General features: G+C 72.7%; 20 protein-coding genes. 9 read left to right on the top strand and 11 right to left on the bottom strand.

All coding sequences use genetic code 11. The annotated features are described in order from the left end of the window. The first annotated feature begins 55 nt into the window (after positions 1–55). The 5 genes from JOD49_RS00570 to JOD49_RS00590 all read left to right on the top strand — a co-directional run bounded on the left by JOD49_RS00570 (position 56) and on the right by JOD49_RS00590 (position 5032). Positions 56–499 carry a RidA family protein gene (locus tag JOD49_RS00570; RefSeq protein ID WP_307822287.1) on the top strand — a complete coding sequence of 148 codons (444 nt, stop codon included), beginning with the start codon at positions 56–58 and terminating at the stop codon, positions 497–499. Between the two features lie 85 nt (positions 500–584). Further along, on the top strand, positions 585–1334 hold the full coding sequence (locus tag JOD49_RS00575; RefSeq protein ID WP_205305518.1) for a PIG-L deacetylase family protein: 750 nt from the start codon (positions 585–587) through the stop codon (positions 1332–1334). A gap of 125 nt (positions 1335–1459) precedes the next feature. Then, positions 1460–2977: an MFS transporter gene (locus JOD49_RS00580; RefSeq protein WP_205305519.1), complete on the top strand. Its 1518-nt coding sequence runs from the start codon at positions 1460–1462 to the stop codon at positions 2975–2977. A 142-nt stretch (positions 2978–3119) separates the two neighbouring features. Further along, entirely contained in the window at positions 3120–4592 is a 1473-nt protein-coding gene (gene gadC, locus JOD49_RS00585; protein ID WP_205305520.1) for a glutamate/gamma-aminobutyrate antiporter GadC, read from the top strand. Next, a complete protein-coding gene (locus JOD49_RS00590; RefSeq protein WP_205305521.1) occupies positions 4589–5032 on the top strand; it encodes a hypothetical protein in 444 nt (147 codons plus the stop codon). Before gadC ends, JOD49_RS00590 begins: the two co-directional genes overlap by 4 nt. 32 nt (positions 5033–5064) lie before the next feature. On the opposite strand, the gene JOD49_RS00595 is transcribed toward JOD49_RS00590, so the two are convergent. Continuing rightward, positions 5065–5574, bottom strand: coding sequence for a hypothetical protein (locus JOD49_RS00595; RefSeq protein WP_205305522.1), 510 nt, complete (start codon positions 5572–5574; stop codon positions 5065–5067). A 110-nt stretch (positions 5575–5684) separates the two neighbouring features. On the opposite strand from JOD49_RS00595, the gene JOD49_RS00600 reads away from it, so the two are divergent. After that, positions 5685–6074 (top strand): nuclear transport factor 2 family protein, encoded by a 390-nt coding sequence (locus tag JOD49_RS00600; RefSeq protein ID WP_205305523.1) that lies wholly within the window; start codon positions 5685–5687, stop codon positions 6072–6074. 62 nt (positions 6075–6136) lie between these two features. Here JOD49_RS00600 and JOD49_RS00605 read toward each other — a convergent pair whose 3' ends face one another. The 8 genes from JOD49_RS00605 to JOD49_RS00640 all read right to left on the bottom strand — a co-directional run bounded on the left by JOD49_RS00605 (position 6137) and on the right by JOD49_RS00640 (position 16968). After that, positions 6137–8332 carry a DEAD/DEAH box helicase gene (locus tag JOD49_RS00605; protein WP_205305524.1) on the bottom strand — a complete coding sequence of 732 codons (2196 nt, stop codon included), beginning with the start codon at positions 8330–8332 and terminating at the stop codon, positions 6137–6139. Positions 8333–8535: 203 nt separating this feature from the next. Further along, complete coding sequence (locus tag JOD49_RS00610) at positions 8536–8775, bottom strand: hypothetical protein (protein ID WP_205305525.1); 240 nt, start codon at positions 8773–8775, stop codon at positions 8536–8538. 410 nt (positions 8776–9185) lie between these two features. Beyond that, a complete protein-coding gene (locus JOD49_RS00615; protein ID WP_205305526.1) occupies positions 9186–9533 on the bottom strand; it encodes a hypothetical protein in 348 nt (115 codons plus the stop codon). A gap of 703 nt (positions 9534–10236) precedes the next feature. Further along, positions 10237–12363: a 3-hydroxyacyl-CoA dehydrogenase NAD-binding domain-containing protein gene (locus tag JOD49_RS00620; RefSeq protein WP_205305527.1), complete on the bottom strand. Its 2127-nt coding sequence runs from the start codon at positions 12361–12363 to the stop codon at positions 10237–10239. A gap of 3 nt (positions 12364–12366) precedes the next feature. Continuing rightward, complete coding sequence (locus JOD49_RS00625) at positions 12367–13623, bottom strand: thiolase family protein (protein WP_205305528.1); 1257 nt, start codon at positions 13621–13623, stop codon at positions 12367–12369. A gap of 233 nt (positions 13624–13856) precedes the next feature. After that, positions 13857–14903 (bottom strand): lipid II:glycine glycyltransferase FemX, encoded by a 1047-nt coding sequence (locus JOD49_RS00630; protein WP_205305529.1) that lies wholly within the window; start codon positions 14901–14903, stop codon positions 13857–13859. 68 nt (positions 14904–14971) lie between these two features. Further along, the gene (locus JOD49_RS00635) at positions 14972–16378 is read right to left on the bottom strand and encodes an HRDC domain-containing protein (RefSeq protein ID WP_205305530.1); all 1407 of its coding nucleotides are present in this window, start codon (positions 16376–16378) and stop codon (positions 14972–14974) included. Beyond that, positions 16375–16968 (bottom strand): DUF3000 domain-containing protein, encoded by a 594-nt coding sequence (locus tag JOD49_RS00640; RefSeq protein WP_307822289.1) that lies wholly within the window; start codon positions 16966–16968, stop codon positions 16375–16377. The genes JOD49_RS00635 and JOD49_RS00640 overlap by 4 nt, the downstream gene beginning before the upstream one ends. Before the next feature lie 178 nt (positions 16969–17146). Between JOD49_RS00640 and gnd the strand changes: the two genes are divergently transcribed. After that, the gene (gene gnd / locus JOD49_RS00645) at positions 17147–18583 is read left to right on the top strand and encodes an NADP-dependent phosphogluconate dehydrogenase (protein WP_205305532.1); all 1437 of its coding nucleotides are present in this window, start codon (positions 17147–17149) and stop codon (positions 18581–18583) included. Beyond that, positions 18580–19842, top strand: coding sequence for a carboxylate--amine ligase (locus tag JOD49_RS00650; RefSeq protein WP_205305533.1), 1263 nt, complete (start codon positions 18580–18582; stop codon positions 19840–19842). The genes gnd and JOD49_RS00650 overlap by 4 nt, the downstream gene beginning before the upstream one ends. A gap of 202 nt (positions 19843–20044) precedes the next feature. On the opposite strand, the gene JOD49_RS00655 is transcribed toward JOD49_RS00650, so the two are convergent. Together JOD49_RS00655 and JOD49_RS00660 are read right to left on the bottom strand one after the other, a co-directional pair. Continuing rightward, the gene (locus JOD49_RS00655; RefSeq protein WP_205305534.1) at positions 20045–20530 is read right to left on the bottom strand and encodes a hypothetical protein; all 486 of its coding nucleotides are present in this window, start codon (positions 20528–20530) and stop codon (positions 20045–20047) included. A 22-nt stretch (positions 20531–20552) separates the two neighbouring features. Further along, positions 20553–21491: a dihydrofolate reductase family protein gene (locus tag JOD49_RS00660; RefSeq protein WP_205305535.1), complete on the bottom strand. Its 939-nt coding sequence runs from the start codon at positions 21489–21491 to the stop codon at positions 20553–20555. 33 nt (positions 21492–21524) lie between these two features. On the opposite strand from JOD49_RS00660, the gene zapE reads away from it, so the two are divergent. After that, positions 21525–22658 carry a cell division protein ZapE gene (gene zapE, locus JOD49_RS00665; protein WP_205305536.1) on the top strand — a complete coding sequence of 378 codons (1134 nt, stop codon included), beginning with the start codon at positions 21525–21527 and terminating at the stop codon, positions 22656–22658. The last annotated feature ends 16 nt before the right edge of the window (positions 22659–22674 follow it).

Below are 22674 nucleotides of genomic sequence, written 5' to 3' on the forward strand. Positions count from 1 at the left end.
CCGTGCCCGGATGACGGAGGATCGGGGGACACCCCATCGACCCCGAGGAGAACCCGTGCCTTCTGCCCCCGCTGCACCGTCGACCACCGATCCGTCGGCCCCCGTCGCACGGCTCGTGCGCAGCCCTCGCCTGTCCGACGTCGCCGAGTACGCCTACGCGACCGTCGTCCCTTCCGGCGCCCGTCTCGTCTACGCCGCAGGCGCGTGCCCGCTCGACGCCGACGGGGCGACCGTGGGCGTCGGGGACGTGCGCGCCCAGGCCGCGCAGACCATGGCGAACCTGCGGGTCTCGCTCGAGGACGCGGGCGCGACCTTCGCGGACCTCGTCAAGACGACCGTCTACGTCGCCTCGACGTCGCAGGACGACCTCGTCGCCGCGTGGGAGGTCGTGCGCGACGCGCTGGCCCCGCACGACCCGCCGAGCACGCTGCTCGGCGTCGCCGCGCTCGGCTACGACGACCAGCTCGTCGAGGTCGAGGCGGTCGCGGCGATCCGCTGACGGCAGGGCGCTGAACCCGAGGTTGGTCTGACCGACCTCGGGTTCGGCAGCCCAGCCAGGACGCTGCTGGCATACCGTGGGAGGCATGGACCTCCCACCTCAGGCACCCCTGACCCCGCTGACCGAGGACTGGACCCGGGCGCTCGCGGTCGTAGCCCACCCGGACGACATGGAGTTCGGCGCAGCCGCCGCCGTCGCGCGCTGGACAGGGCAGGGCAAGACCGTGGTCTACGCCATGGTCACGAGCGGCGAGGCCGGGATCGACGGCCTCGCGCCCGACGAGGCGCGCCGCGTCCGCGAGGCCGAGCAGGTCGCGTCGGCCGCGATCGTGGGCGTCGACGAGGTCGAGTTCCTGGGCCTGCCCGACGGCGTGCTCGAGTACGGCCTGCCGCTGCGGGCCGCCATCGCGGCAGCCGTGCGACGACATCGCCCGGAGGTCGTCATCACGGGCAACTACCGCGAGACCTTCCCCGGCGGGATGCTCAACCAGGCCGACCACATCGCCACGGGCCGCGCCGTCGTGGACGCGGTACGTGACGCCGGGAACCGCTGGGTCTTCCGCGACCAGGTCGAGGCCGGCCTGGAGCCGTGGGGAGGCGTACGGCAGGTCTGGGTCGCGGGCTCTCCCGACGCGGCCCACGGCGTCGACGTGACCGCCACGTTCGACGCAGGCGTGGCCTCGCTCGAGGCGCACGCCGCGTACATCGCCGGCCTCGGGTGGGAGCACTTCGCCCCCGCGGAGTTCCTCGCGACCATGAGCCGGGCGGGCGGGGCCCGCATGGGTGTCGAGCACGCCACGGCGTTCGAGGTGCTCAGGATGGGCTGGGAGGACTAGCGCCGCGAGGCGCCCCTGGGACGCTCCGGCGACGGCGCACGGTTTCGACAGGAGCGCCGCGGCCATCTGCCCTACCGTGTGTCAGGGGTACCCACCCCCGAGCCCGTCACGGGAAGGGCAGTGCGATGAGCGACGCTGCGCAGGTCGATGGACAGGTCGGAGCCAAGGCGGGCGGGGTCCTCGCGGCCACGTGCATCTCCACGCTGGTGGTGAACGCGAACACGTCGGCGGTCAGCATCCTGCTCCCGGCGATCTCCGAGGACACCGGGACGTCCGTGACCACGCTGCAGTGGGCCGTGACGGGCTACTCGCTCGTCGGGGCGGCGGTCATCGTCACCTCGGGCTCGTTGGGGGACGTCTTCGGACGGCGGCGGGTCTTCCAGCTTGGGCTGCTGCTCTTCGTGCTGTCCTGCGTGATGATCGCGCTCGCCGACTCCGGGGGAATGGTCATCGCAGGACGTGTGATCCAGGGCGCGGCAGGGGCGACCATCCTCGCGTGCGGGCTCAGTCTGCTCTCGGTCGCGAACGCGGGCGACGCCCAGCTCCGGGCCGTCTCGCTGTGGGGCGCGGCGGCCGCCGTGGGGGCCGCGGCCGGTCCGTTGGTCGGCGGCGTGCTCGTCGACGTCACGGGGTGGCAGGGGCTGTTCTGGATCGACGCCGTGATCGCGGTGCTGTGCATGGTCCTGACGGCGCTGACGGTCGCCGAGTCGAGGGACCCGGACCGGCCCCGGACGATCGACTACGCGGGCACCGTGCTCATCGCGCTGACGCTGACCCCGCTCATCCTGGGCGTGACCAAGAGCGGCGACTGGGGCTGGGTCTCCGTGGCCACCCTGGGGTGCTTCGCGATCTCGGCCGCCGCTGCCGTCGCGTTCGTCGTCGTCGAGGGACGGGTGGCCGTCCCGCTCGTGGACCTCGCCCTGCTGCGCAACCGCGTCCTCGTGGGCTCGACCGTCGCGATCCTCATCGGAGCGGGCACGATCAACGGCCTGATGTACCTCCTGAGCCTGTACTTCCAGGACCCTGCCACCCTGGGCTTCAGCCCGCTCCAGGCGGGGCTCGCGACGCTCCCCGCGACCGTGGGGCTCGTGGTGATCGCCCCGCTCGTGCCACGGCTCGCGGCGAAGATCGGTGGCCGGCAGACGATCGGGCTCGGGTTCGCCCTGACCACGGCCGGCTTCGTGATCGTGGGCCTCGTGAACGAGGCCTGGGTGTACACCGCGTTCCTGCTGCCGCTGGTCGCGATCGCGGTCGGCATGGGCCTGTCGAACGGCCCGGCGTCCGCGGCGGCCACGGCCGCGGTGCCCGAGAACCAGGTCGGAGGCGCCTCGGGGATCTCCAACATGGCCCGGTACGTCGGCGCTGCGGTCGCGACGGCGCTGGCAGCCACCATCTACGGCAACGTGATCGCCCAACGGACCGCCGCAGGGGCCGCGCAGAGCGAGGCCCTGGCCTCGGGGCTTGCGGCCGCCGCGTGGATGATGGCGATCTTCAGCTTCCTGGGCGTGCTCATGGCGGTCGTGATCGGTCGTCACCGTGCGGCGAAGGGGACGCTCGACGACGCCGCCGCGGCGGCCGCGGCCGTGTCGTTCACGCTGCCGACCTCGGCGACGGCGGGACAGGCCGGCTCGGACCGGGGCTGATCGCTCCCTCGCAGGGCGGTGCGGTTCACTCGATCTGCATGAGGTGCGTCCGGTTCGCCGGGCGGCACACTCGAACCAAGGCCCGACCGACGACGTCGACGGAGGCAGTGATGACCATGCAAGCACCCCCGCAGGACGCGCGATGAGCGCCGCGGACGTCCCCGCCGACCTTCCCGTCGACGGCGCGGCGGCAGTCCCGGCCGCTCGCACGCGCGCGACCAACACCCAGTGGATCTCCTGGGTCGCGCTCGCCATGATGACCACCAGCTCGGTCGCGAGCCTGCGGGCCGCGCCCACCATGGCCGTCTACGGCCTGGCCTGCGTGTTCCTCTACCTGCTGCCCGCGGTCGTCTTCCTGCTGCCGACCTCGCTGGTGTCCGCCGAGCTCGCCTCGGGCTGGACCGGCGGCATCTACAAGTGGGTCTCCGAGGGCATCTCGAAGCCCATGGGCTTCCTCGCGGTGTGGTGCCAGTTCGCCATGACGATCTTCTACTACCCGAGCCTGCTCGGGTTCGTCGCGAGCACGCTCGCGTACGTCATCAACCCCGCGCTCGCCAGCAGCGGGGTGTGGACGGCGGCCGTGATCATCGTCGTCTACTGGTCCGGCGTGTGGGTCTCCTCGCGCGGCACCAAGGGCGTCGCCGGCCTCGCGAGCGGCGGGCTCATCATCGGGACCCTGATCCCCGGCGTCGTGCTCGTGACCCTCGGCGTCGTCTTCCTGGGTCAGGGGAACGAGTCCGCGGCGCCCATGACGGCCGACAACCTGCTGCCGGCCTGGGCCGGGCTCTCGAGCCTCGTCCTCATCGTCAACAACTTCCTGTCCTACTCCGGCATGGAGATGAACGCGGTCCACGTGTCGTCGCTGAAGAACCCCGGGAAGCAGTTCCCGAAGTCGATGTTCCTCGCGATGGGCATGGTGCTGGCGATCTTCATCCTTCCCGCGTTGGCCATCAGCTGGATCGTGCCCGCCGAGGAGCTCTCGCTCACGGCGGGCGTGATGCAGGCCTTCGACGCGGTCTTCGCCAACTTCGGGTGGCAGTGGCTGACGCCGATCGTGGGGATCATGCTCGTCACGGCCTCGCTCGGTGGCATGCTCACGTGGCTCGCGGGTCCGTCCAAGGGCTTGTTGCTCATCTCCCGGCAGGAGGGGTACCTCCCACCGTTCCTGCAGCGGCTCAACAAGAACGGTGTCCAGCAGAACATCCTGGTCGTCCAGGGCATCGTGACCACGGTGATCGGCCTCGCCTACGCGCTGATCCCCGACGTCTCGAGCGCCTACTGGATCTTCTCGGTCATCACGACGCAGGTGTACCTGATCATGTACCTGCTGATGTTCGTGGCCGCGATCAACCTGCGCCGCCGCCAGCCCGACCACCCGCGCGGCTTCCGGGCCCCGATGCTCGTGAGCATGTGCGGCGTGGGCTTCGCGGCCTCTCTGGCGGCACTGCTGGTCGGGTTCGTCCCGCCCTCCCAGTTCTCGTCCGGTAGTCCGCTGGTCTACTTCCTCGTCGTGGGCGGCGGGGCCCTGGGTCTGGGCCTGTTCGTGCCGTTCCTGTTCTACCGGTTCCGCAAGCCGGCCTGGAAGCAGGCCGAGTCGACGGAGGTGGCCTCATGAGCACGCCCGAGGAGAACCAGCCGCGGCACGAGCGTCGGTGGATCTACATCGGCGCGTGCGTGATCCTCGTCGCGATGGGCGTGTGGGGGGTCCTCGCGTTCACGACCGTCAGGGAGTCGGCACGTGCGTCGGAGAAGGCGGACGAGCTGATCGCGGCGATCGAGGAGGCAGGGGTGCGCACCCCCGACAAGGACCAGGTCGTGCGGCTCCTCGGCGACGACGGCGGCGCGACGTGCGCCAACCCCAACGAGGCGCTCAGCCGGGCGACGCTGCTCGCGCAGCTCGCGAACGGGGCGACGGGACCGGGCGCCCGGCCCGTCATCGCCGACAGCCGCGTGGTCCAGGGCCAGCTGCTCATCATCGAGATCTACTGCCCTGACGAGCTGGACGAGTTCCAGGCGTTCGTCGACGACCTCAAGACCGCCGACGTGGCGGGGTAGGGCCGAGACCGCCGCGCGGTCACGCACTTCGGCTAGTCCTCCTCGGCTACCCAGTAGCACCCCGAGCTCGACTCGCCCAGCACCACGAGACCCGTGTCGAAGGTGTACTCCGTCGCGGGGTTCCAGCCGTCGGACTCGAACAGCGAGCCGAACCAGGGGTCAGTGGGAGGAGTCGCGTCGTCGGGGGCGTGCCCGAGCGCTGAGCCGCCGAAGTACTGGAGGAACTCCTCCGAGGGTGCGCAGTTGGTCGCGTACCGGGCCCCGCGCTCACCGAAGGAGCCGATGAACTCCTCGGCGAGCCGTCGTGCACGATGCTCGGGCATGATCTCGTCGGCATGCGCGATGCCGATCCGCAGCAGGGTGGTCAGCAGCTGGCGTGCGCCGTCGGCCCCGACCTCCGTCCAGCCTCTGCCGATCGGGGTGAGGCCCGTGGCGCGCGCGACGTCGTCGAACTCGGCCGCAGGCGGAAGGACTGACAGCCAGACCTCCTGGGCGAAGAGCCGGTCACGCAGAAGCTGGGCGATGTCGTCTGTGAGCGGCATGCGCCGAGCGTAGCCGGTGGGTGCACCCAGACTGGGCCCCGGTCGGTTCGTCGCACAGGCGGCCCGTCAGCGTCCCACCCGTGGCGCGCCCAGGTGCCTACACTCGGGCGATGAGTCTTCTTGCTGCTGAGCACGCGCTCCAGGCCGCCCAGCGTGCGGGCGACGTCGACGCGCTGGACGCGCTGCTGCATCCTCGGTGCGTGGGCGTCGGCCCCGACGGGTCGGTGTTCTCCAAGGACGACGACCTGGAGAGCCACCGCTCGGGTGCCCTGCGGATCACCCGCCTGGAGGAGGAGTCCCTCGACGTCCGGGAGGACGCCGTGTGCGGGGTGACCAGGCTGGTCGCCGCCGTGGAGGCGATCCAGGGCGGCGCCGCAGTCTCCGCACGGTTGGTCTACACCCGCCTCTGGGCGCGAACGGACGAGCGCTGGCGGGTTCTGGCCGCCACGCTCGCGCCGGCCGCGGACCCCTCCTCGGCGGACGTGGGCGGAACGGTCTAGGGCCGGGCTCTCTGCGCGCCCCACGGCTCGTCGTCGGTCGGAGCGTCCTGCACGACGGCGTCCTACGATCCGGCGCCACCCGCCACGACCGGCTCCCCGCCCAGCCAGCGCGCCTGCTCGGCCGCGACGATCGTCTGCGCGAGCCGGGCCTCCGACACGTCGATCGCGCCGGGCAGCGCGTCGGCCAGGACGCTGCGCCGCGCGTAGGCGTCGAACAGCCGGGCCTTGGTGCCGAGGATCTCGACCATGCGCTCGTCGACCGTGTCGGCGACGAGCAGCCGGTGGACCTGCACGGTGCGCACCTGGCCCATGCGGTGGGCGCGCGCGACGGCCTGGGCCTCGGTCGTGGGCTTGACCTGCGGCTCGCACAGGATGACGACCGAGGCCGCCTGGAGGTTGACGCCGACGCCGCCCACCTCGATCTGGCTCACGAGCGCGCGGGGCACGGGCGAGGCCGTGAAGTCGTCGAGGATGGTCTGGCGGGCGCTCGCCCCCACGGACCCCGTGAGCGGTCCGGCCGCGAGGTCGCCCAACGCGCGCACCACGAGGTCGACGACGTCACGGAAGTACGTGAACACCACGACCTTGCGGCCGTTCCCCGTGGCCTCCTCGACGAGCTCGACGAGCCGTCGCACCTTGGCCGAGTCCTCGGGGTGGTCGACGGCGTACGCGGCCCGGCGCATGGCCATGAAGCTGCCCTCGCGCACCGCGGCGCGGTAGGCGGCGCCGTCGGCCGGGCCGAACGTCTCCCACTCCTCGACCTGGACGAGCTCGGGCAGCTCCTCGAGCACGTCCTCCTGGTTGCGCCGCAGGTACACGGGGGCCACCGCGAGGCGGAACCTCTCGGCCCCCGCGGCGCCGTGCGCGGCGTTCACCTGCTCGGCGACGTCGGGCTGGAGGTGGGCCACGAGGCGTCGGAACTCCTCGACGCGGTTCTCCATCACCGTGCCGGTCAGGAACAGCACGTGCTCGGAGCGCCCGGCCCAGGCGGCCACGGCCTGCGACCTCTTGGCCTCGGGGTTCTTGACGTAGTGCGCCTCGTCGACCACGAGCATCGCGGGCGTGGGCAGGTCGACCGGCAGGAGCCCGACCTGCTCGAACGTCGTCACGGCCACACCCCCCTCGCGCGCCCACTGCGCGGCCTCCTCGGCGCGCTCGGGGCCGTGGACGTCGAGCGAGCGCAGCGTACTATGCCGCGCGACCTCGCGCACCCAGCTCGTCATGACGCTCGCGGGGCACACCACGAGGAAGTGCGTCGCACCGCCCGCGGCGAGGTGCGCCATCGCGGCGATGGCCTGGACGGTCTTGCCCAGGCCCATCTCGTCGCCCAGGATCGTGCGTCGCTGGGCGAGGGCGTAGCGCGCCCCGAACACCTGGTACCCGCGCAGGGACGCGGTCAGGAGGGACTGGTCGAGCGGCTGCTCGTTCACCCGGGCCAGGAGCTCGGGCGGCAGGTGGCCCTCGGTCGCCTGGAGGTCGCGCCCGATGTCCACGACGTCGTCGAGCAGCGCGTAGTACGTCGCCGAGCGCGCCCGGAAGTCCGTCCACGCCTCGAAGGCGTCGACGGGCGCGGTGTCGAGGGCGGCGACGCGCTCGGCGGCCGCGACGGCCCCGGACCGCTCGGCGTCGGCGACCAGCCGCGCCAGGGCCTGCACGCCGTCCGCTGCCCGACGGCGCCGCGCGGGCAGCGAGAAGAACGTCCGGACCGCGCGGGTCGCCTCCTGGGCGGCGACCCGGTGCTCGGTGTGCCCCTCGAGGAACGTGACGACCACCTGTCGATGGACCGTGGCGGCCGTGCGCGCGGCGTCGAGCCCTGCGAGGGCCTGGACGAGGGCGGTCGTGAACGGGTCGCCGGGGGCGTCGTCGATGCGGAACCGCAGGGTCTCCTGGACGGCATGGGCGATCTGCGCCGCGGCCGCGAGGCAGTGCGTCGCGGTCTGCGGCCCGATCCCGGGCAGCCGTTCGAGCCCGGCGGGTCCCGCGCGCAGCACGTCACCGACGGTCGTGATGCCGCCGTCGACGAGGCGGCCCACGCGCAGCCGCTCGCCGCTGACCTCGCGCAGCCGCTCGACCCCGATGGCCGAGAGCTCGGCCAGTACCTTGTCCTGTTGGCTCGACCCGAACGCGGTGCGCACGTGCTCGCGGAACCGGGCCGGCGCCCCGGCGAGGGCCGAGAGGCGCGCGGCGACCTCGTCGGCCCGGGCGACGACGGCCCGCGCCTGTTCCGTGGTGGGGCGGAGGGCGTCGGGCGCGGTCATCGGGTGGGATCTCCTGGGGCGTCGGCGGGGGAGCGCGGACCTGGACGAGGACCGGCGGTCGCGGCGCCACGGTTCGAGGGGCCCCGTGACGCTATCACCGGCGCTCCAGGAGGGCAGGGACGTCGAGCGGTCGAGCCACGACAAGCGAGCAGGAGCCATCGCATGCCTGCGAGCGATGACAGCGCCTACGGGTTCGTCCTGCGTCAGGACGACTCGGCCGCCGCCAGCTGCTTGCCGAACTCGCTCGTGAGCTTGAGCACGGCGGTCTCGTCGCCGGGGCGTCGCAGCCAGAGCTCGAGGTGGTACTCCTCGACGGGCTCGTCCTCTTCGCCCAGCGCGTCGTGGGGCGCGGTGTCCCGGCCTCGGGCGTAGCAGCGCAGCATGTGCTCCGCCTCAGGGTCGAGGGCGAGGTTCGGCGAGTTGCCGTCAGGGCCTGAGACCATGAATCCGCGCGCTGTGAGGATTCCGGCGGAAGGCGTGATGACAACCTGAGCGACGTCCTCCCACTCGCCAAGGGCCAGGTGCGCGGGCTCTCCGGCCGACCACGAGAGGCGGACCGGACCCATGTAGATGCCCGTGCTCATCCAGGCCCCCCGTTTGGATCGGCATAGACGAGGCCGTTGGAAAAGGCCGGGCTGGTGGCGTGCTCACCAAGGGGGCATCCAGGTTGTCCAGCATGAACGCGCCGTAGTCAGCCATCTGGACGATCGCTTCGGTGCTCATCGTCGCTCCTAGGGGGTGATCAGTCATCGCACTGCTTCCCCGGTGGCCTGGTGAGGCTTCCCGGGCGCGCGGCGCGACGATTCGCCAGCACCTGGGACGGGGCGTTTCGGCTCAGCTGCGGACCGCGCACTCAGCCCGCGTCCTGACCACGCGCAGCGGCGGCGCCGGCCTCGAGGTTCTGAGCTATCGCTTCCTCGGTCGGGGTCGCAGGGGCGTCGTCGAGCATGGACTGGATGACTTCCTCGGACGGCGGGGGCCCGGGCTCCATGCAGGCGAACGTGGTGCGCCCGTCAGCGGTGAGACCCTTCGTGCAGTGCAGGGGTTCTCCCCCCGTGCTCGTCCGCGGCCACTGCGCCTTCTCCTCGGCCGGGACGTCGGGGTAGTAGCCGCCGGGAGGCTCGGTCACGGCGCCGTCAACCCACTCCTCGACGGTGACGCAGCCCGCGTAGCCGACTGCTTCGGGGGTGCCCGCTTCCACGCACGGAAGCAGCGTGGAAGCGTCGACCGGGGGCTCGACGGGCGCCTCAAGGGCGGGGGCCCGATCGACCACGGTGGCAGTGCTGCCTGTGGGCGTCTCGGCGGTCGCCGCTATGACAGCGGGGGTCAGCACCAGGAGTGCGGTGGCGGCGGTGAGAAAGCGCCTGCTGCGGCCGGTGGGCATTCTCATGCGAGCTCCGTTCGTTGCGGGCTGCGGCGAAGCCGTGGTGCAGCGCCGCAGTGACAACGAAACTAGGGCTGGACCCCCGGCGGGCGATGGAGATCTCGTGTCGAAAGAGTGCCGTTTGCGCGCTTCGGACATGATTGACGGTCATGCATGTTTTGCGAAGAGCTCTCTCATGTGCCGAACGTCGACGGGCGCGGTGCGGTGGTTGCGTCCGGGGTGGATGCGGATCCACGGGGCTGAGGGGTCGGCGCCGTGGAGGGTGACGGTCACCGAGCGGCGCATCTCGAGCCAGGCGCCCAGGCGCGCCACGCGGGGTGCCCATCGCCGGGCTCGGACGGTTGCCGGCGACGTGTCGTGCTGCTCGAGGTAGGCGTTGGTGGCTGCGCTCAGACGGATGCTCACGGCCAGCACGTGGGGAGCCGGCCGGCGCGGGAGGGCAGACGCCGAACCCGAGGGGGCGGTCCGCTCCGAGGAGCAGACCGCCCCCTCGGGCTCGGCGTGCGAGGCGAGCGACGCGTCAGGCGACCTGCGCCGGGACGTTCGCGACGCCGTCGGGCAGGAGGCGACGGCCCAGGACCTTCTCCGCGTAGCCCGTGCGGTCCAGGTACGGCGTGATGCCGCCGTCGTGGAACGGCCAGCCCGCACCCAGGATCATGCACAGGTCGATCTGCTCGGGGCCCTGGACGACGCCCTCGTCGAGCATGTGGCCGATCTCGGTGGTGAGAGCGGTCAGGACCGCGTCGAGCACGCCCGCCTCGTCGAGAGCGCCCGGTCCACCGGCCTCGCCCGTGCCGAAGTACGCCTGGATCGCCGGGTCGACGCTCGCGGGGATGCCGCGCGCCGGGGCCGGCAGCACGACCTTGGTGCCCTCGGCCACGAGCTTCTCGAGCCCGGGGGAGGACGGGAAGCGGTCGCCCAGGTCCTCGCGCAGCGACGTCAGGACGTGCAGGCCCACGGCGGGGCCCACGAGGTCGAACAGCGCGAACGGACCCATGGGCAGGCCGAGCGGGCGCAGCGCGCGGTCGGCGACCTCGACCGAGGTGCCGTTCTCGACGGCCTCCACGATCTTGCCCAGCAGGAGCACGAGCAGGCGGTTGACCACGAAGCCCGGGCGGTCGGCGACGCCCACCGCGGTCTTGCGCAGGGCCTTGGAGACCGCGAAGGCCGTTGCGAGGGCCTCGTCCGAGGTCTTCTCGGCCCGGACGACCTCCACGAGCGGCATCTGCGCGACGGGGTTGAAGAAGTGCAGCCCGACGACGCGCTCGGGGTGCATCAGGTCCGCGGCCATCTCGGTCACGGACAGGGCCGAGGTGTTGGTCGCGAGGATCGTGTCGGGGCCGATGATGCCCTCGAGCTCGGCGAAGACCTTCTTCTTGAGACCCAGGACCTCGGTCACGGCCTCGATCACGAAGTCGCAGCGCGAGAACTCGCCGATGTCCGTGGTCCCGTGGACCGAGGACAGCACCTTGGCGCCCACGTCCTTGGTCATGCGGCCCGTGCTCACGAGCTTCTCGACCGTCGCGCGGACGTAGTCGAGCCCGTGCTGCACGCGCTCGGCGTCGAGGTCGCGCATCGTCACGGGCACGCCCAGGCGCTGCGCGAACAGCAGCGCGAGCTGGGCGGCCATGAGGCCCGCGCCCACGATCCCGACCGAGGTGACCGGGCGGGCGAGCTTCGGGTCCGGGGCGCCCGCGGGGCGCTTGCCGTGCGAGACGAGCTGGAACGCGTAGACGCTCGCACGCATCTCGTCCGACATGATGAGGTCCGCGAGAGCCTCGTCCTCGGCCGCGAAGGCCTCGTCCTTGGTCGCGGTGCGGGCCGCGGCCAGGAGGTCGAGCGCCCGGTAGGGCGCGGGCCGGGAACCGTGCACGACGGCGTCGAGCTGCTTGCGCGCACCGGCCACGACCGCGTCCCACACCGGGGCGGGGTCGAGCTCGCGGCGCTCGACGACCGTGGTGCCGCGCACGACGTCGGCCGTCCAGCGGATCGAGGACTCGAGGAAGTCCGGCGCCTCGAACAGCGCGTCGGCCAGGCCGATCTCGAAGGCTTCCTTGGCCTTGAACGGCTTGTTGGCGCTCGGGCGCGTGAGGATGACGTCCATGGCCTTCTCGATGCCCACGAGGCGCGGCACGATGTACGCGCCGCCCCAGCCCGGGACGAGGCCCAGGCCGACCTCGGGCAGCGCGAGCGCGGGGGCGTCGGTCGCGACCGTGCGGTAGTCGCAGTTGAGCGCGACCTCGAGGCCGCCGCCCAGGGCCAGGCCGTTGATGTAGGCGAACGTCGGGACGCCCATCTCGCCGAGCAGGCGGTAGGCCGCGTGGCCGCCCCGGCCCAGCTCGAGGGCCTCGTCGCGGGTGCGGACGGTCGCGACCTGCGTGAGGTCGGCACCCGCCGCGAGGAAGTAGGGCTTGCCCGTGACGGCGACGGCCGCGATCTCGCCGCGCGCCGCGCGGGCCTGGAGCGCGGTCAGCGCAGCCGTGAGCTCGGCGATGCCCTCGGGTCCGAGCGTCGTGGGCTTGGTGTGGTCGAGGCCGTTGTCGAGCGTGAGGAGCGCGAGCGTGCCCGCACCGCCCGGCAGCTCGACGTCACGGACGAGGGAGTGGGTCACGCGCTCGGCACGGGGCGTGGTGGTCTGGGTGCTCATGGGTCAGTTCTCCCCGTCGGTCGTCGTGTGGCCCGAGTAGTCGGCGTGGTGCGGGTTCTCCCAGACGACCGTGCCGCCCATGCCCAGGCCCACGCACATCGTGGTCAGGCCGTAGCGGACCTCGGGGTGCTGCTCGAACTGGCGCGCGAGCTGCGTCATGAGGCGCACGCCCGACGCCGCGAGGGGGTGGCCCACCGCGATCGCGCCGCCGTACTGGTTGACGCGCGCGTCGTCGTCGGGCATGCCGAAGTGGTCCAGGAACGCCAGGACCTGCACCGCGAAGGCCTCGTTGATCTCGAACAGGCCGATGTCCTCGATGCTCAGCCCGGCCTGGGCCAGGGCCTTCTCGGTCGAGGGGATGGGGCCGATGCCCATGACCTCGGGGTCCACGCCCACGTACGCGAACGACACGAGGCGCATGCGGGCCGGCAGTCCGAGCTCGGCAGCGACGTCGCCCGCCGCAAGGAGCGCGACCGCGGCGCCGTCGGTCAGGGGGGACGCGTTGCCCGCGGTGACCTTGCCGCCGGGGCGGAAGGGCGTCTTGAGGTGGGCGATGTCCTCGACGGTCGTGCCCGGGCGGGGCAGCTCGTCGGCCGTGGCCAGGCCCCAGCCCTGCTGCGGGTCGCGCAGCGCGACCGGGACGAGGTCCGGGGTCACGTCGCCGCCCGCGAGAGCCTTGGCGTACTTGGTCTGGCTCGCGACGCCGTACGCGTCGGCGCGCTCCTTGGTCAGGTGGGGGAAGCGGTCGTGCAGGTTCTCGGCCGTCGCGCCCATGACCAGGGCCGTCGAGTCGACGAGCCGCTCGGCGACGAAGCGCGGGTTGGGGTCCGCGCCCTCGCCCATGGGGTGGTGCCCCATGTGCTCGAGGCCGCCCGCGAGCGTCACGTCCTGGGCGCCGATCGCGATGGCCGACGCGGTCGTGGTGACCGCGGTCATGGCGCCCGCGCACATGCGGTCGATCGCGAAGCCCGGGACGGACTTCGGCAGGCCGGCCAGCACGGCGACGCTGCGTCCGAGGGTCAGGCCCTGGTCGCCCGTCTGGGTCGTCGCGGCGAGCGCGACCTCGTCGATCCGCTCGGCGGGGAGCTCGGGGCGGCGGCGCAGCAGCTCGCGCACGGCCTTCACGGCGAGGTCGTCGGCACGGGTGTTCGCGTAGATGCCGTCAGGGCGGGCCTTGCCGAAAGGCGTGCGCACCCCCTCGACGAAGACGACGTCGCGGACGGTCCGGCGCGAGCCCGAACCCTTGCTGGCCACAGTCATGGCTTCTCCTGATCTGGACGGCGGTGTCCCTGAGCGTCACCGCTCAGCGTTGGTACAGGCTACCCGCGGTACCAGGAAAATGCACGAAAGTGTGAGACCGAGTATCGACAACGACCGACGGACCCGCTCAACCACAGGGGTTTGAGCGGGTCCGTCGGGGTTCGTCGGGCGACCGTGTGAAGATACGCAGTCTCGCGAAGCCTTAGGAGTGCGAGGCTCGCCAGGGGCTGTTCTCAGCTACCGCCGCGCAGCTTGCGCACGACCTTCTTGGCGGTCGGCAGGCCCTTGTTCCACGCGGTGTACCACATCGAGAACGGCACGTCGATGCTCCCCACGAGCTCGTCCTCGTGGCTCGCGAAGCCGCGCTTGAACGTCGAGATCCCGTCGTTGAGCAGGCCGTTGACGTCGTAGCGCACCACGCCGCGCTCGCGCATCGCGTTGATCGCGAACCACTTGAGGCCGTAGTTGGCCCGCAGTCGCTGCCCCTCCTCGTCCATGCCGCCGTACAGCTCGAACGACGTCCGGGCTGAGGCCGCGAACCACACGAACGAGACCGGACGGTCGTGGGGGCCGCCCTCCGACGAGCGCGCGAAGGCCGCGAACACGGGGGAGTGCTCGCCCAGCTCGTCGAACACGCGCTCGTAGTACGAGTCCTCGTGCAGGCCGAAGCCCGCCCGCTCGGCCGTCTGGCGGTACAGGCGCAGGCACGCCGCGAGCTCGGCGCGCGTCGTCACGGGGCGGAACTCGAGGTCCTCGCGCTCGGACTTGCGGATGTACTGGCGGGTCTTCTTCGCCATGTCGGCCATGAGCTCGTCGGGCGTCCTGCGCAGGTCGAGGATCAGCGTCGTCGGGTAGAGCACGGGGTTGACCGCGGGCGCCGCGCCCTCGAGCTCGAGCGACGTCCCGGCGTCCCAGTCGGGCTCGAGCGTGATGCCCACGCCGCCCACGTTCTTGCGGCACCACTGCACCACGGCCTCGGTCACGGCCGAGCGCGTCGCGGGGTAGCCGACGCCGTCGGGCATGACGACCGGGCCGCGCGGGACGTAGCTCAGGGCCTTGAACTGGGCGGGGAGCGAGCGGACCAGCACCTGGGCGAGGCCCAGCACGGTCCCGTCGGGTCCCGCGACCTGCAGACGGCGAGGCGTCCAGGCCCCGGCCCCCTTGACCTCACCCCACCCCCAGAGCTGGAGAGGGTGACCGCCCATCGCGAGCACCTGCTCGTCCCAGGCGGTGCGGTCGGTGATCGTCGTGACGGTCAGGGAGGAGGACTCGGACAACATGCCCCTGACCTTACCGGCGCGGGGAAGACCCCCACGACGGCGTCCTCACGTGCTCGGGTGCTGCGGCGTCACTCGGAGGCGGTGCCGTCGGAGCCCGTGGCCTGTCCCGCGCCGGGCTCCGGTGCGGCCTCCTGCGAAGCGTTCGGACCCGCGACCGACGCCGGGTCCGCGAGAGCCGCCGCGATCGGTGCGGCCACGAGGTCGAGCTGCCACTCGCGGGCACCGCGCCCGCGCAGGAACTGCGCGACGTGCTCGGTGTCCAGCGGTGCGGGCGGCGTCCAGCACACGCGACGCAGCGCGTCGGGCTGCAGGAGGTTCTCGAGCGGGACGCCGTGCTCGTCCGAGAGACGCTGCACGACGGCGCGCGCCGCGTCCAGGCGACGGGCGGCCTCGGGGTCGCGCTCGGCCCAGGCGCGCGGGGGCGGCGGGGCGTCGCTGCGGGGCCCGCGCGAGCTCGGCAGGGCATCCTGCGGAAGGGCGAGCGCCTTGTCGATCGCCTGCTGCCACGACGCCGCGCGGCGGGCCGTGTTGCGCCCCGAGAAGGCGGGCAGCTTCACGAGCTCGGGGACCGAGCGCGGCATGGCCTGGGCCGCCGCGACGATCGCGCGGTCGGGCAGCACGCGCCCCGGGGCGATGTCCCGACGACGGGCGTTCTCGTCGCGCGCCTCCCACAGGCTGCGCACGACCGCGAGGCTGCGCGGGTTGCGCAGCGCGTGCACGCCCGACGTACGACGCCACGGCTCCTCGCGAGGCGGCGCCGGGGGAGCGGTGCGCACGGCCTCGAACTCCTGCGCGGCCCACTCGGCCTTGCCCTGCTCCTCGAGCCGCTCGCCCAGGATCTTGCGCAGCGGGATGAGCACCTCGACGTCGAGCGCCGCGTAGCGCAGCCAGTCCTGGGGCAGCGGGCGCGTGGACCAGTCGGCGGCCGAGTGCTCCTTGGCGAGGCCTAGGCCCAGCACCTCCGCGATGACCGCGGCCAGCCCCACGCGCTCCATGCCGAGCAGGCGGGCCGCGAGCTCGGTGTCGAAGATGCGCGCCGGGTGCAGGTTCTGCTCGGCGAAGCCGGGCAGGTCCTGCGAGGCCGCGTGCAGGATCCACTCGGCGTCCCCCACGGCCTCGCGCAGCGGAGAGAGGTCCGGGACCCCGATGGGGTCGATGAGCGCCGTCCCGGCACCCTCGCGGCGCACCTGGACGAGGTACGTGCGCTGGCCGTACCGGTAGCCCGAGGCGCGCTCGGCGTCGGCAGCGACAGGGCCCGAGGCCGCGGCGAAGGCGGCGACGACCTCGGCGAAGGCCTCGGGGGTGTCGATCACGGGGCCGACGCCGTCGGCGGGCTCGGTGAGGGGGATCACCGACGGTGCAGGAGGCGACGAGGGCGCGTCGGGCGCGCCGGCAGGCTGCGGGGCGGACGCCGCGCGGGCGCCGCCGCGGCCGTCGGACGCGTGCGAGAACGAGGGGTTGTGGGCCGAGCTCATGGACCCACGGTATTGCGTCGTGAGCGCAACGGCGTCACGCCGTCCGGGAGCGGCGGCAGACCGGCGGCCGTGCACAGCAGCGTGGACCAGGCGTCCAGGTGCGGTCCGAGGTCGGTCGAGGTGGGGGTCCACGAGGCCCGGATCTCGAGGTCGACACCGTTCGCCTGGCCCGCGAGGGCACCGAAGCTCTCGGACAGGACGCGGGTCACGGTGCCGCCCTCGGCGAGCGCGTCGACGCCCGAGCCCTCGAGCGCCTCCTCGAGCCAGGTCCAGGCGACCTCGCCGAGGAGCGGGTCGGTGGCCTGCTCGGGGTCGAGGGTCGCGCGCACGAGCGTCACGATCCGGAACGTCCCGTGCCACGACTCCTGGCCCGCGGGGTCGTGCAGCACGATGAAGCGCCCGCTCGCGAGAGCCTCGCCCGCGGCGTCGGTCCCGTCGACCTCGCCCGTGAGCGCCAGGGCGAACGGAGCGATACGACTCGGCGCGGTGACCTCACGGAGCCGGACCTCGGGGCGCACCCGGCGGCGGCCGATCGACTCCAGGGCATGCAGGAAGTCCGGCGGTGCTTGCGGTTCTCCGGACTTGATCACAGCGGCACAGTACGAGCAGATGTCCACATCCTGGAGGCAAGGCGCGCGGAGGAGATCGAATCGTGATCGCCGGACTAGGCTGTCCTGAGTGTCCGCCGGCGCTCGTCGCCGGCACGTCTCGCCGGCGACCGGGACTCCTGCTCGCCGGTGCCCGCACCTACCCCGAGGAGCACAGCAGATGTCAGCCCGCGCACAGATCGGCGTCACCGGACTCGCGGTCATGGGCCGCAACCTGGCCCGCAACTTCGCCCGTCACGGCTACACGACCGCGGTGCACAACCGCTCCTTCGCCAAGACGCAGTCGCTCATCGCGGACCACGGGAGCGACGGCGATTTCATCCCCTCCGAGTCGATGGCGGACTTCGTCGCGTCGCTCGAGCGCCCCCGCAAGGTCGTCGTCATGGTCAAGGCCGGCGCAGCGACCGACGCCGTGATCGCCGAGCTCGTCCCGCTCCTCGAGCAGGGCGACATCATCATCGACGCCGGCAACGCGCACTTCCCCGACACGCGTCGCCGCGAGGCCGAGCTCAAGGAGAAGGGCCTGCACTACGTCGGCACCGGAGTGTCGGGCGGCGAGGAGGGTGCGCTCAACGGCCCCAGCATCATGCCCGGCGGGGCCCCCGAGTCCTACGAGACCCTCGGCCCCATCCTCGAGGACATCTCGGCCAAGGTCGACGGCGTGCCGTGCTGCACGTACGTGGGCCCGGACGGTGCGGGTCACTTCGTCAAGATGGTGCACAACGGCATCGAGTACGCCGACATGCAGCTCATCGCCGAGGCGTACGACCTGCTCAAGCAGGGCCTCGGGGCCTCCGCGCAGGAGATCGGGGAGATCTTCGCCGAGTGGAACAAGGGCGACCTCGAGTCGTTCCTCATCGAGATCACGGCCGACGTGCTCCAGCACGTCGACGCCGAGACCGGCAAGGCGTTCGTCGACGTCATCCTCGACCGCGCCGAGCAGAAGGGCACGGGCCGCTGGACGGTCCAGAACGCGCTCGACCTGGGCGTCCCGATCACGGGCATCGCCGAGGCCACGTTCGCCCGCGCGCTCTCGGGCTCGGTGCCGCAGCGCACCGCGGCCGTGGGCGTGCTGCCGGCCGAGGCCGGTCAGTGGGACGTCACCGACCGGGACGCGTTCGTCGAGGACGTGCGCCGCGCGCTGTACTCCTCGAAGGTCGTGGCGTACTCCCAGGGCTTCGACCAGATCGCGGCGGCCTCCGAGGAGTTCGGCTGGGGCATCGACCGCGGGGCCATGGCGCGCATCTGGCGCGGCGGCTGCATCATCCGGGCCCGCTTCCTCAACCGCATCACCGAGGCCTACGAGCGCGACGAGAACCTCCCGCTGCTGCTCGCCGACCCGTACTTCACGCGGACCGTCGGCGAGGGCGTCTCGTCGTGGCGTCGTGTCGTGTCGCAGGCCGCGCTCAACGGCGTCCCCACGCCCGCGTTCTCGTCGTCGCTCGCGTACTACGACGGCGTCCGTGCGGAGCGTCTGCCCGCCGCCCTGATCCAGGCCCAGCGCGACTTCTTCGGGGCGCACACGTACCAGCGCGTCGACAAGCCCGGTGTGTTCCACACCGAGTGGTCCGGCGACCGCAGCGAGACCGACGCATGACGGGGACCGCCCTTCCTGAGCTCCTGCCCGTCGGTGTCGGCGGCGACATCGGGGTCTACGCGATGGTCCGTGCCTTCCACGAGCAGTACGGGACGGACGCCGTCGTGATCTCGAGCGTCGCGACGCGGGCCATGGCCGACTCGTCCTTCGTCACCAACGTCGTGACCCCCGGCATCGACGACCCCGAGGTGCTCGTCGCGGCGCTCGAGCGCGTCGCGGCCCAGCACCCGGGCAAGACCCTCGTGCTGCTCACGAACGCCGACTGGTTCGTGCGGTCCCTCGTGGAGAACAGGGCGCGGCTCGAGGACAAGTACGTCATGTCCTACTGCACGCTCGACGTGCTCGAGCAGGTCTCGAGCAAGGAGGGCTTCGCGGAGGTGTGCGACCGCCTGGGCATCCCGACGCCGCGCACGGTCGCGGTCTCGGTGCCCAAGCTCGTCGCGGACGGCGGCCTCTCGGCCATCGCGTCGCTGCCCGTCGACCTGGAGTTCCCCGTGGTCGCCAAGCCCTCGTCGAGCGCGGACTACCACTACGTGTCGTTCCCGGGCAAGCGCAAGATCCACCACGTGGACTCGCGGGCCGAGCTCGACGAGCTCCTCGGTCACCTCGTGACGGCCGGGTACGCCGGGACGTTCCTCGTCCAGGAGTTCATCCCCGGCGACGAGACCCAGATGCGTTCGCTGACCGCCTACCGTGACTCCCACGGCGCGATCACGCTGCTCGCGACCGGTCGTGTCCTGCTCGAGGAGCACACTCCGGGCACGCTGGGCATCCCCGCGGCGATCCTCACCGAGCCCTACGAGGACGCCATGGAGGCCGCGAGCCGGTTCCTCGACACGGTCGGGTACACGGGGTTCGCGAACTTCGACTACAAGCTGGACCCGCGCACGGGCCGGCACGTGTACTTCGAGATGAACCCGCGCATCGGTCGCAACAACTACTACGTGACCGCGGCAGGGGCGAACGTCGCACGGGTCCTGGTCGAGGACCGCGTGCTGGGGAACTCGATCGAGCCGGTGCGGGCCACCCAGGAGGTCCTCTACTCGGTCGTCCCGTTCCGGCTCCTGCTCAAGTACATCCTCGACCCGGCCCTGCGTCGGCGTCTGCAGGCGGTCAAGGACCGGGGTGCCGCGGTCAACCCGCTCAAGTACTCGCGGGACGGCGGCATCAAGAGGCGGCTGGTCGTCGAGGCGATGACCCAGAACTTCTACCGCAAGTACAAGAAGCACTACCCCGAGCCGACGAGCACGGGGAACTGAGCTCACCGCGCTGGGGTCGCGAGGCGCTGAGAAATCCGACAGGACCTGACCGCGCCCCGCGCCGTCCGTGATCGGACGCCGGAACGGGACGAGGGCCGTCACCACCAGGTGGTGACGGCCCTCGTCGTACGTGCCGCATGCGCCGGGGAGCCGGACGCTGGTCGCGGGTGTGCGCTCGTGCGGCCCCGGGGACGCGGTGGCGTCAGCCCAGCTCGCTCGTGCCCGAGTACAGGTGCAGCACGGGCACGTGCAGCTCCTCGCGGGCCCGCGAGGCCCAGTCCTGGTGGAACGTGTCCTCGATCGCGTGCGGGTAGGTGACGATCGCGATCTCGCGGACGTCGCCGGCTGCGACCGCGGCGCGCAGCGCGGGCAGCGGGTCGTCCTCGGTCACCGCGCCCTCGGCCTCGCGGCCCGCGGCGCGGAGCTCGGAGACGCTCGCGTCGAGGCGCTCCTGCGCGGTGGCGGTGGCCTGGGCGCGCGAGGGCTCCTTGCCGAGAACCTCGTCCCAGGCTTCCTTGAGCTCTCCCACGCTGAGGTGGTCGATGATCGCGGAGACCACGTTGCGCTCGGTGTCGGCGGGCACGAGGACCCGGTAGGCGAGGGTCTCGTCGGGGTGGAGGGACAGGATGTGCTCCACGTCCACGGCGGCGAGGGTGTCTTCGGTCAGGACGAGGATGGTGTCGGTCACGGGACCAGACTAGCGACCGTCGTCACCGCAGCGCCCACCGGGCGACCAGCGTGCCGTCGGCGTGGAGCAGGTGGGCCAGGCGCGGGTGCACGAGCGGGGCGCTCGCGGCGGGGCCGTCCGGGGTCCCGGTCTCGCGCTCGGCACGGGTTCCGGCGGGAACCGGCGGGAGCCCGCCGACGATGCGTCCAGGCCCTGGACCCACGAGCACGGGCGTCGTCGTGACGCACAGCTCGTCGAGCAGGTCGCGGGCCAGGAGGTCGGCGAGCAGGTGCGGTCCGCCCTCGCACAGCACCCGGTCCAGGCCGCGGTCGGCCAGGGCCGCGAGCCCGGCGCGCAGGTCGGGTCCGGGCGTGGGCGAGGGGAGGTCCCGCGGGGTGCGCGGCGCACCCGGGGGAGCGGCGTCGTCGGGCCCGACGACGAGGATCCGGTCCGCCGGCACGCTCGCCCGTGCGACGCTCGCCCCGTGCTCGCCCGTGACGACGAACGGTGGGCGCTCGCCCCCGGCGAGCGAGGCGGGCAGGTGCCCGCTGCGCGTGACGACCGCGAGCTCGAGGGGCCCGCGGCCCGCCCGCAGGTGCTCGAGGCCGCGCGGCACGTCGAGCGCGGTGTACCCCTCGGCGCGCGCGGTCCCCGCGCCGACGAGCACGACGTCCGCGAGGGCCCGCAGGACGCGAAAGACGCGCCAGTCGGCCGCGTCGTTGATGGTGCCCGAGCGGTGGTCGGGGCCCCAGGCGCCGCCGTCGACGCTCGCGACCATGTTCGCGCGCACGTGCGGGCCGGGCGGCGAGGCGTAGAACGCGGCCAGCGCCTCCTCGTCGGGCGTGGGCTCGAGCCGGGTCCCCGCGAGGTGGCCCGAGCCTCCCGGGCCGAGCAGGACGTCCAGGGCGGGCAGCGCGGGGGGCCGTGGGCCCTGCGAAGGGGGCGGGGGCGGGGGTGTGGTGACGTCCGACACAGCACTCATCCCGCCAGGCTAGTGCGCGTAGGCTGGATCCTCGTGACTGCTGCGCCTCCCGATCTCGCCGGGAACCCGTCCGACTCCTCGACCCCGCCGCGCGTGCGCGCGCTCGCCGACATCCGGCCCGTCGTGCCGCCCACGCGCCTGCTCGCGGACCTCGTGCCGCCCCGCCACTTCGCGGACGCCCGCTTCTCGACGTACCGGGCGAACCCGGCCTACCCGAGCCAGGGCTCGACCGTCGCGCGTCTCGAGGAGGTCGGTGCGCAGCTCGCGCCCGGAAAGGTGCGGCGCGGTCTGTTCGCCAGGCGCAAGGCGGCCCCCGCGATCTACATGGACGGCGGGTTCGGCGTCGGCAAGACGCACCTGCTGACCTCCCTGGCCCACGCGGTGGGCCCCGACGCGGCCTACGGGACGTTCGTCGAGTACACCAACCTCGTGGGCGCACTCGGCTTCCAGGCCACGGTCGACGCCCTCGCGACCAAGCGCCTGGTCTGCATCGACGAGTTCGAGCTCGACGACCCGGGCGACACGGTCCTCATGTCCCGCCTGCTGCGCGAGCTCGCTGACCGCGACGTCGCGCTCGCCGCGACGTCCAACACGCTGCCCGGCTCGCTCGGCGAGGGACGCTTCGCGGCCGAGGACTTCCTGCGGGAGATCCAGGCCATGGCCGCGCGCTTCGAGGTCATGCGCGTCGACGGCGAGGACTACCGCCACCGCGCGGTCGTGACCGAGACGCAGCCGCTGCCCGCGGACGTCGTGGCGCGCGTCGCGGCGTCGCACCCGGGCGCGACGCTCGACTCGCTCGACGAGGTCCTCGACCACCTGCGCGGGGTCCACCCGAGCAAGTACGGCGCGATGCTCGACGACGTCTCGCTCGTCGCGCTCACGGGCGTGCACCCCGTCACGGAGCAGTCGGCCGCGCTGCGGCTCGTCGTCCTGGTCGACCGCCTGTACGACCGGGACGTCCCGGTGCTCCTCGCGGACGACACCGGCGCAGCCGAGGCCGACGGCACCGGCACCACCGGTGGCGCAGCCCGCGGGGCCGCCGTCTCGTCGCTGTTCACCGAGGACATGCTGCGCGGCGGCTACCGCAAGAAGTACTACCGGGCACTGTCGCGTCTGGGGTCGCTCGCCGAGGACGGCCGCGCGCTCATCCGGCCCCCGGCCGCCTGACCCGTCGCCTGACCCG

This window comes from Oerskovia jenensis (assembly GCF_016907235.1).
Classification (GTDB): Bacteria; Actinomycetota; Actinomycetes; order Actinomycetales; family Cellulomonadaceae; genus Oerskovia; species Oerskovia jenensis.

Coding starts and splice junctions, on each gene's coding strand:
- JOD49_RS00575 (WP_205305518.1), top strand. CDS start 585: ATGGACCTCCCACCTCAGGCACCCCTGACCCCGCTGACCGAGGACTGG.
- JOD49_RS00580 (WP_205305519.1), top strand. CDS start 1,460: ATGAGCGACGCTGCGCAGGTCGATGGACAGGTCGGAGCCAAGGCGGGC.
- gadC (WP_205305520.1), top strand. CDS start 3,120: ATGAGCGCCGCGGACGTCCCCGCCGACCTTCCCGTCGACGGCGCGGCG.
- JOD49_RS00590 (WP_205305521.1), top strand. CDS start 4,589: ATGAGCACGCCCGAGGAGAACCAGCCGCGGCACGAGCGTCGGTGGATC.
- JOD49_RS00595 (WP_205305522.1), bottom strand. CDS start 5,574: ATGCCGCTCACAGACGACATCGCCCAGCTTCTGCGTGACCGGCTCTTC.
- JOD49_RS00600 (WP_205305523.1), top strand. CDS start 5,685: ATGAGTCTTCTTGCTGCTGAGCACGCGCTCCAGGCCGCCCAGCGTGCG.
- JOD49_RS00605 (WP_205305524.1), bottom strand. CDS start 8,332: ATGACCGCGCCCGACGCCCTCCGCCCCACCACGGAACAGGCGCGGGCC.
- JOD49_RS00610 (WP_205305525.1), bottom strand. CDS start 8,775: ATGGTCTCAGGCCCTGACGGCAACTCGCCGAACCTCGCCCTCGACCCT.
- JOD49_RS00620 (WP_205305527.1), bottom strand. CDS start 12,363: ATGAGCACCCAGACCACCACGCCCCGTGCCGAGCGCGTGACCCACTCC.
- JOD49_RS00625 (WP_205305528.1), bottom strand. CDS start 13,623: ATGACTGTGGCCAGCAAGGGTTCGGGCTCGCGCCGGACCGTCCGCGAC.
- JOD49_RS00630 (WP_205305529.1), bottom strand. CDS start 14,903: ATGTTGTCCGAGTCCTCCTCCCTGACCGTCACGACGATCACCGACCGC.
- JOD49_RS00635 (WP_205305530.1), bottom strand. CDS start 16,378: ATGAGCTCGGCCCACAACCCCTCGTTCTCGCACGCGTCCGACGGCCGC.
- gnd (WP_205305532.1), top strand. CDS start 17,147: ATGTCAGCCCGCGCACAGATCGGCGTCACCGGACTCGCGGTCATGGGC.
- JOD49_RS00650 (WP_205305533.1), top strand. CDS start 18,580: ATGACGGGGACCGCCCTTCCTGAGCTCCTGCCCGTCGGTGTCGGCGGC.
- JOD49_RS00660 (WP_205305535.1), bottom strand. CDS start 21,491: ATGAGTGCTGTGTCGGACGTCACCACACCCCCGCCCCCGCCCCCTTCG.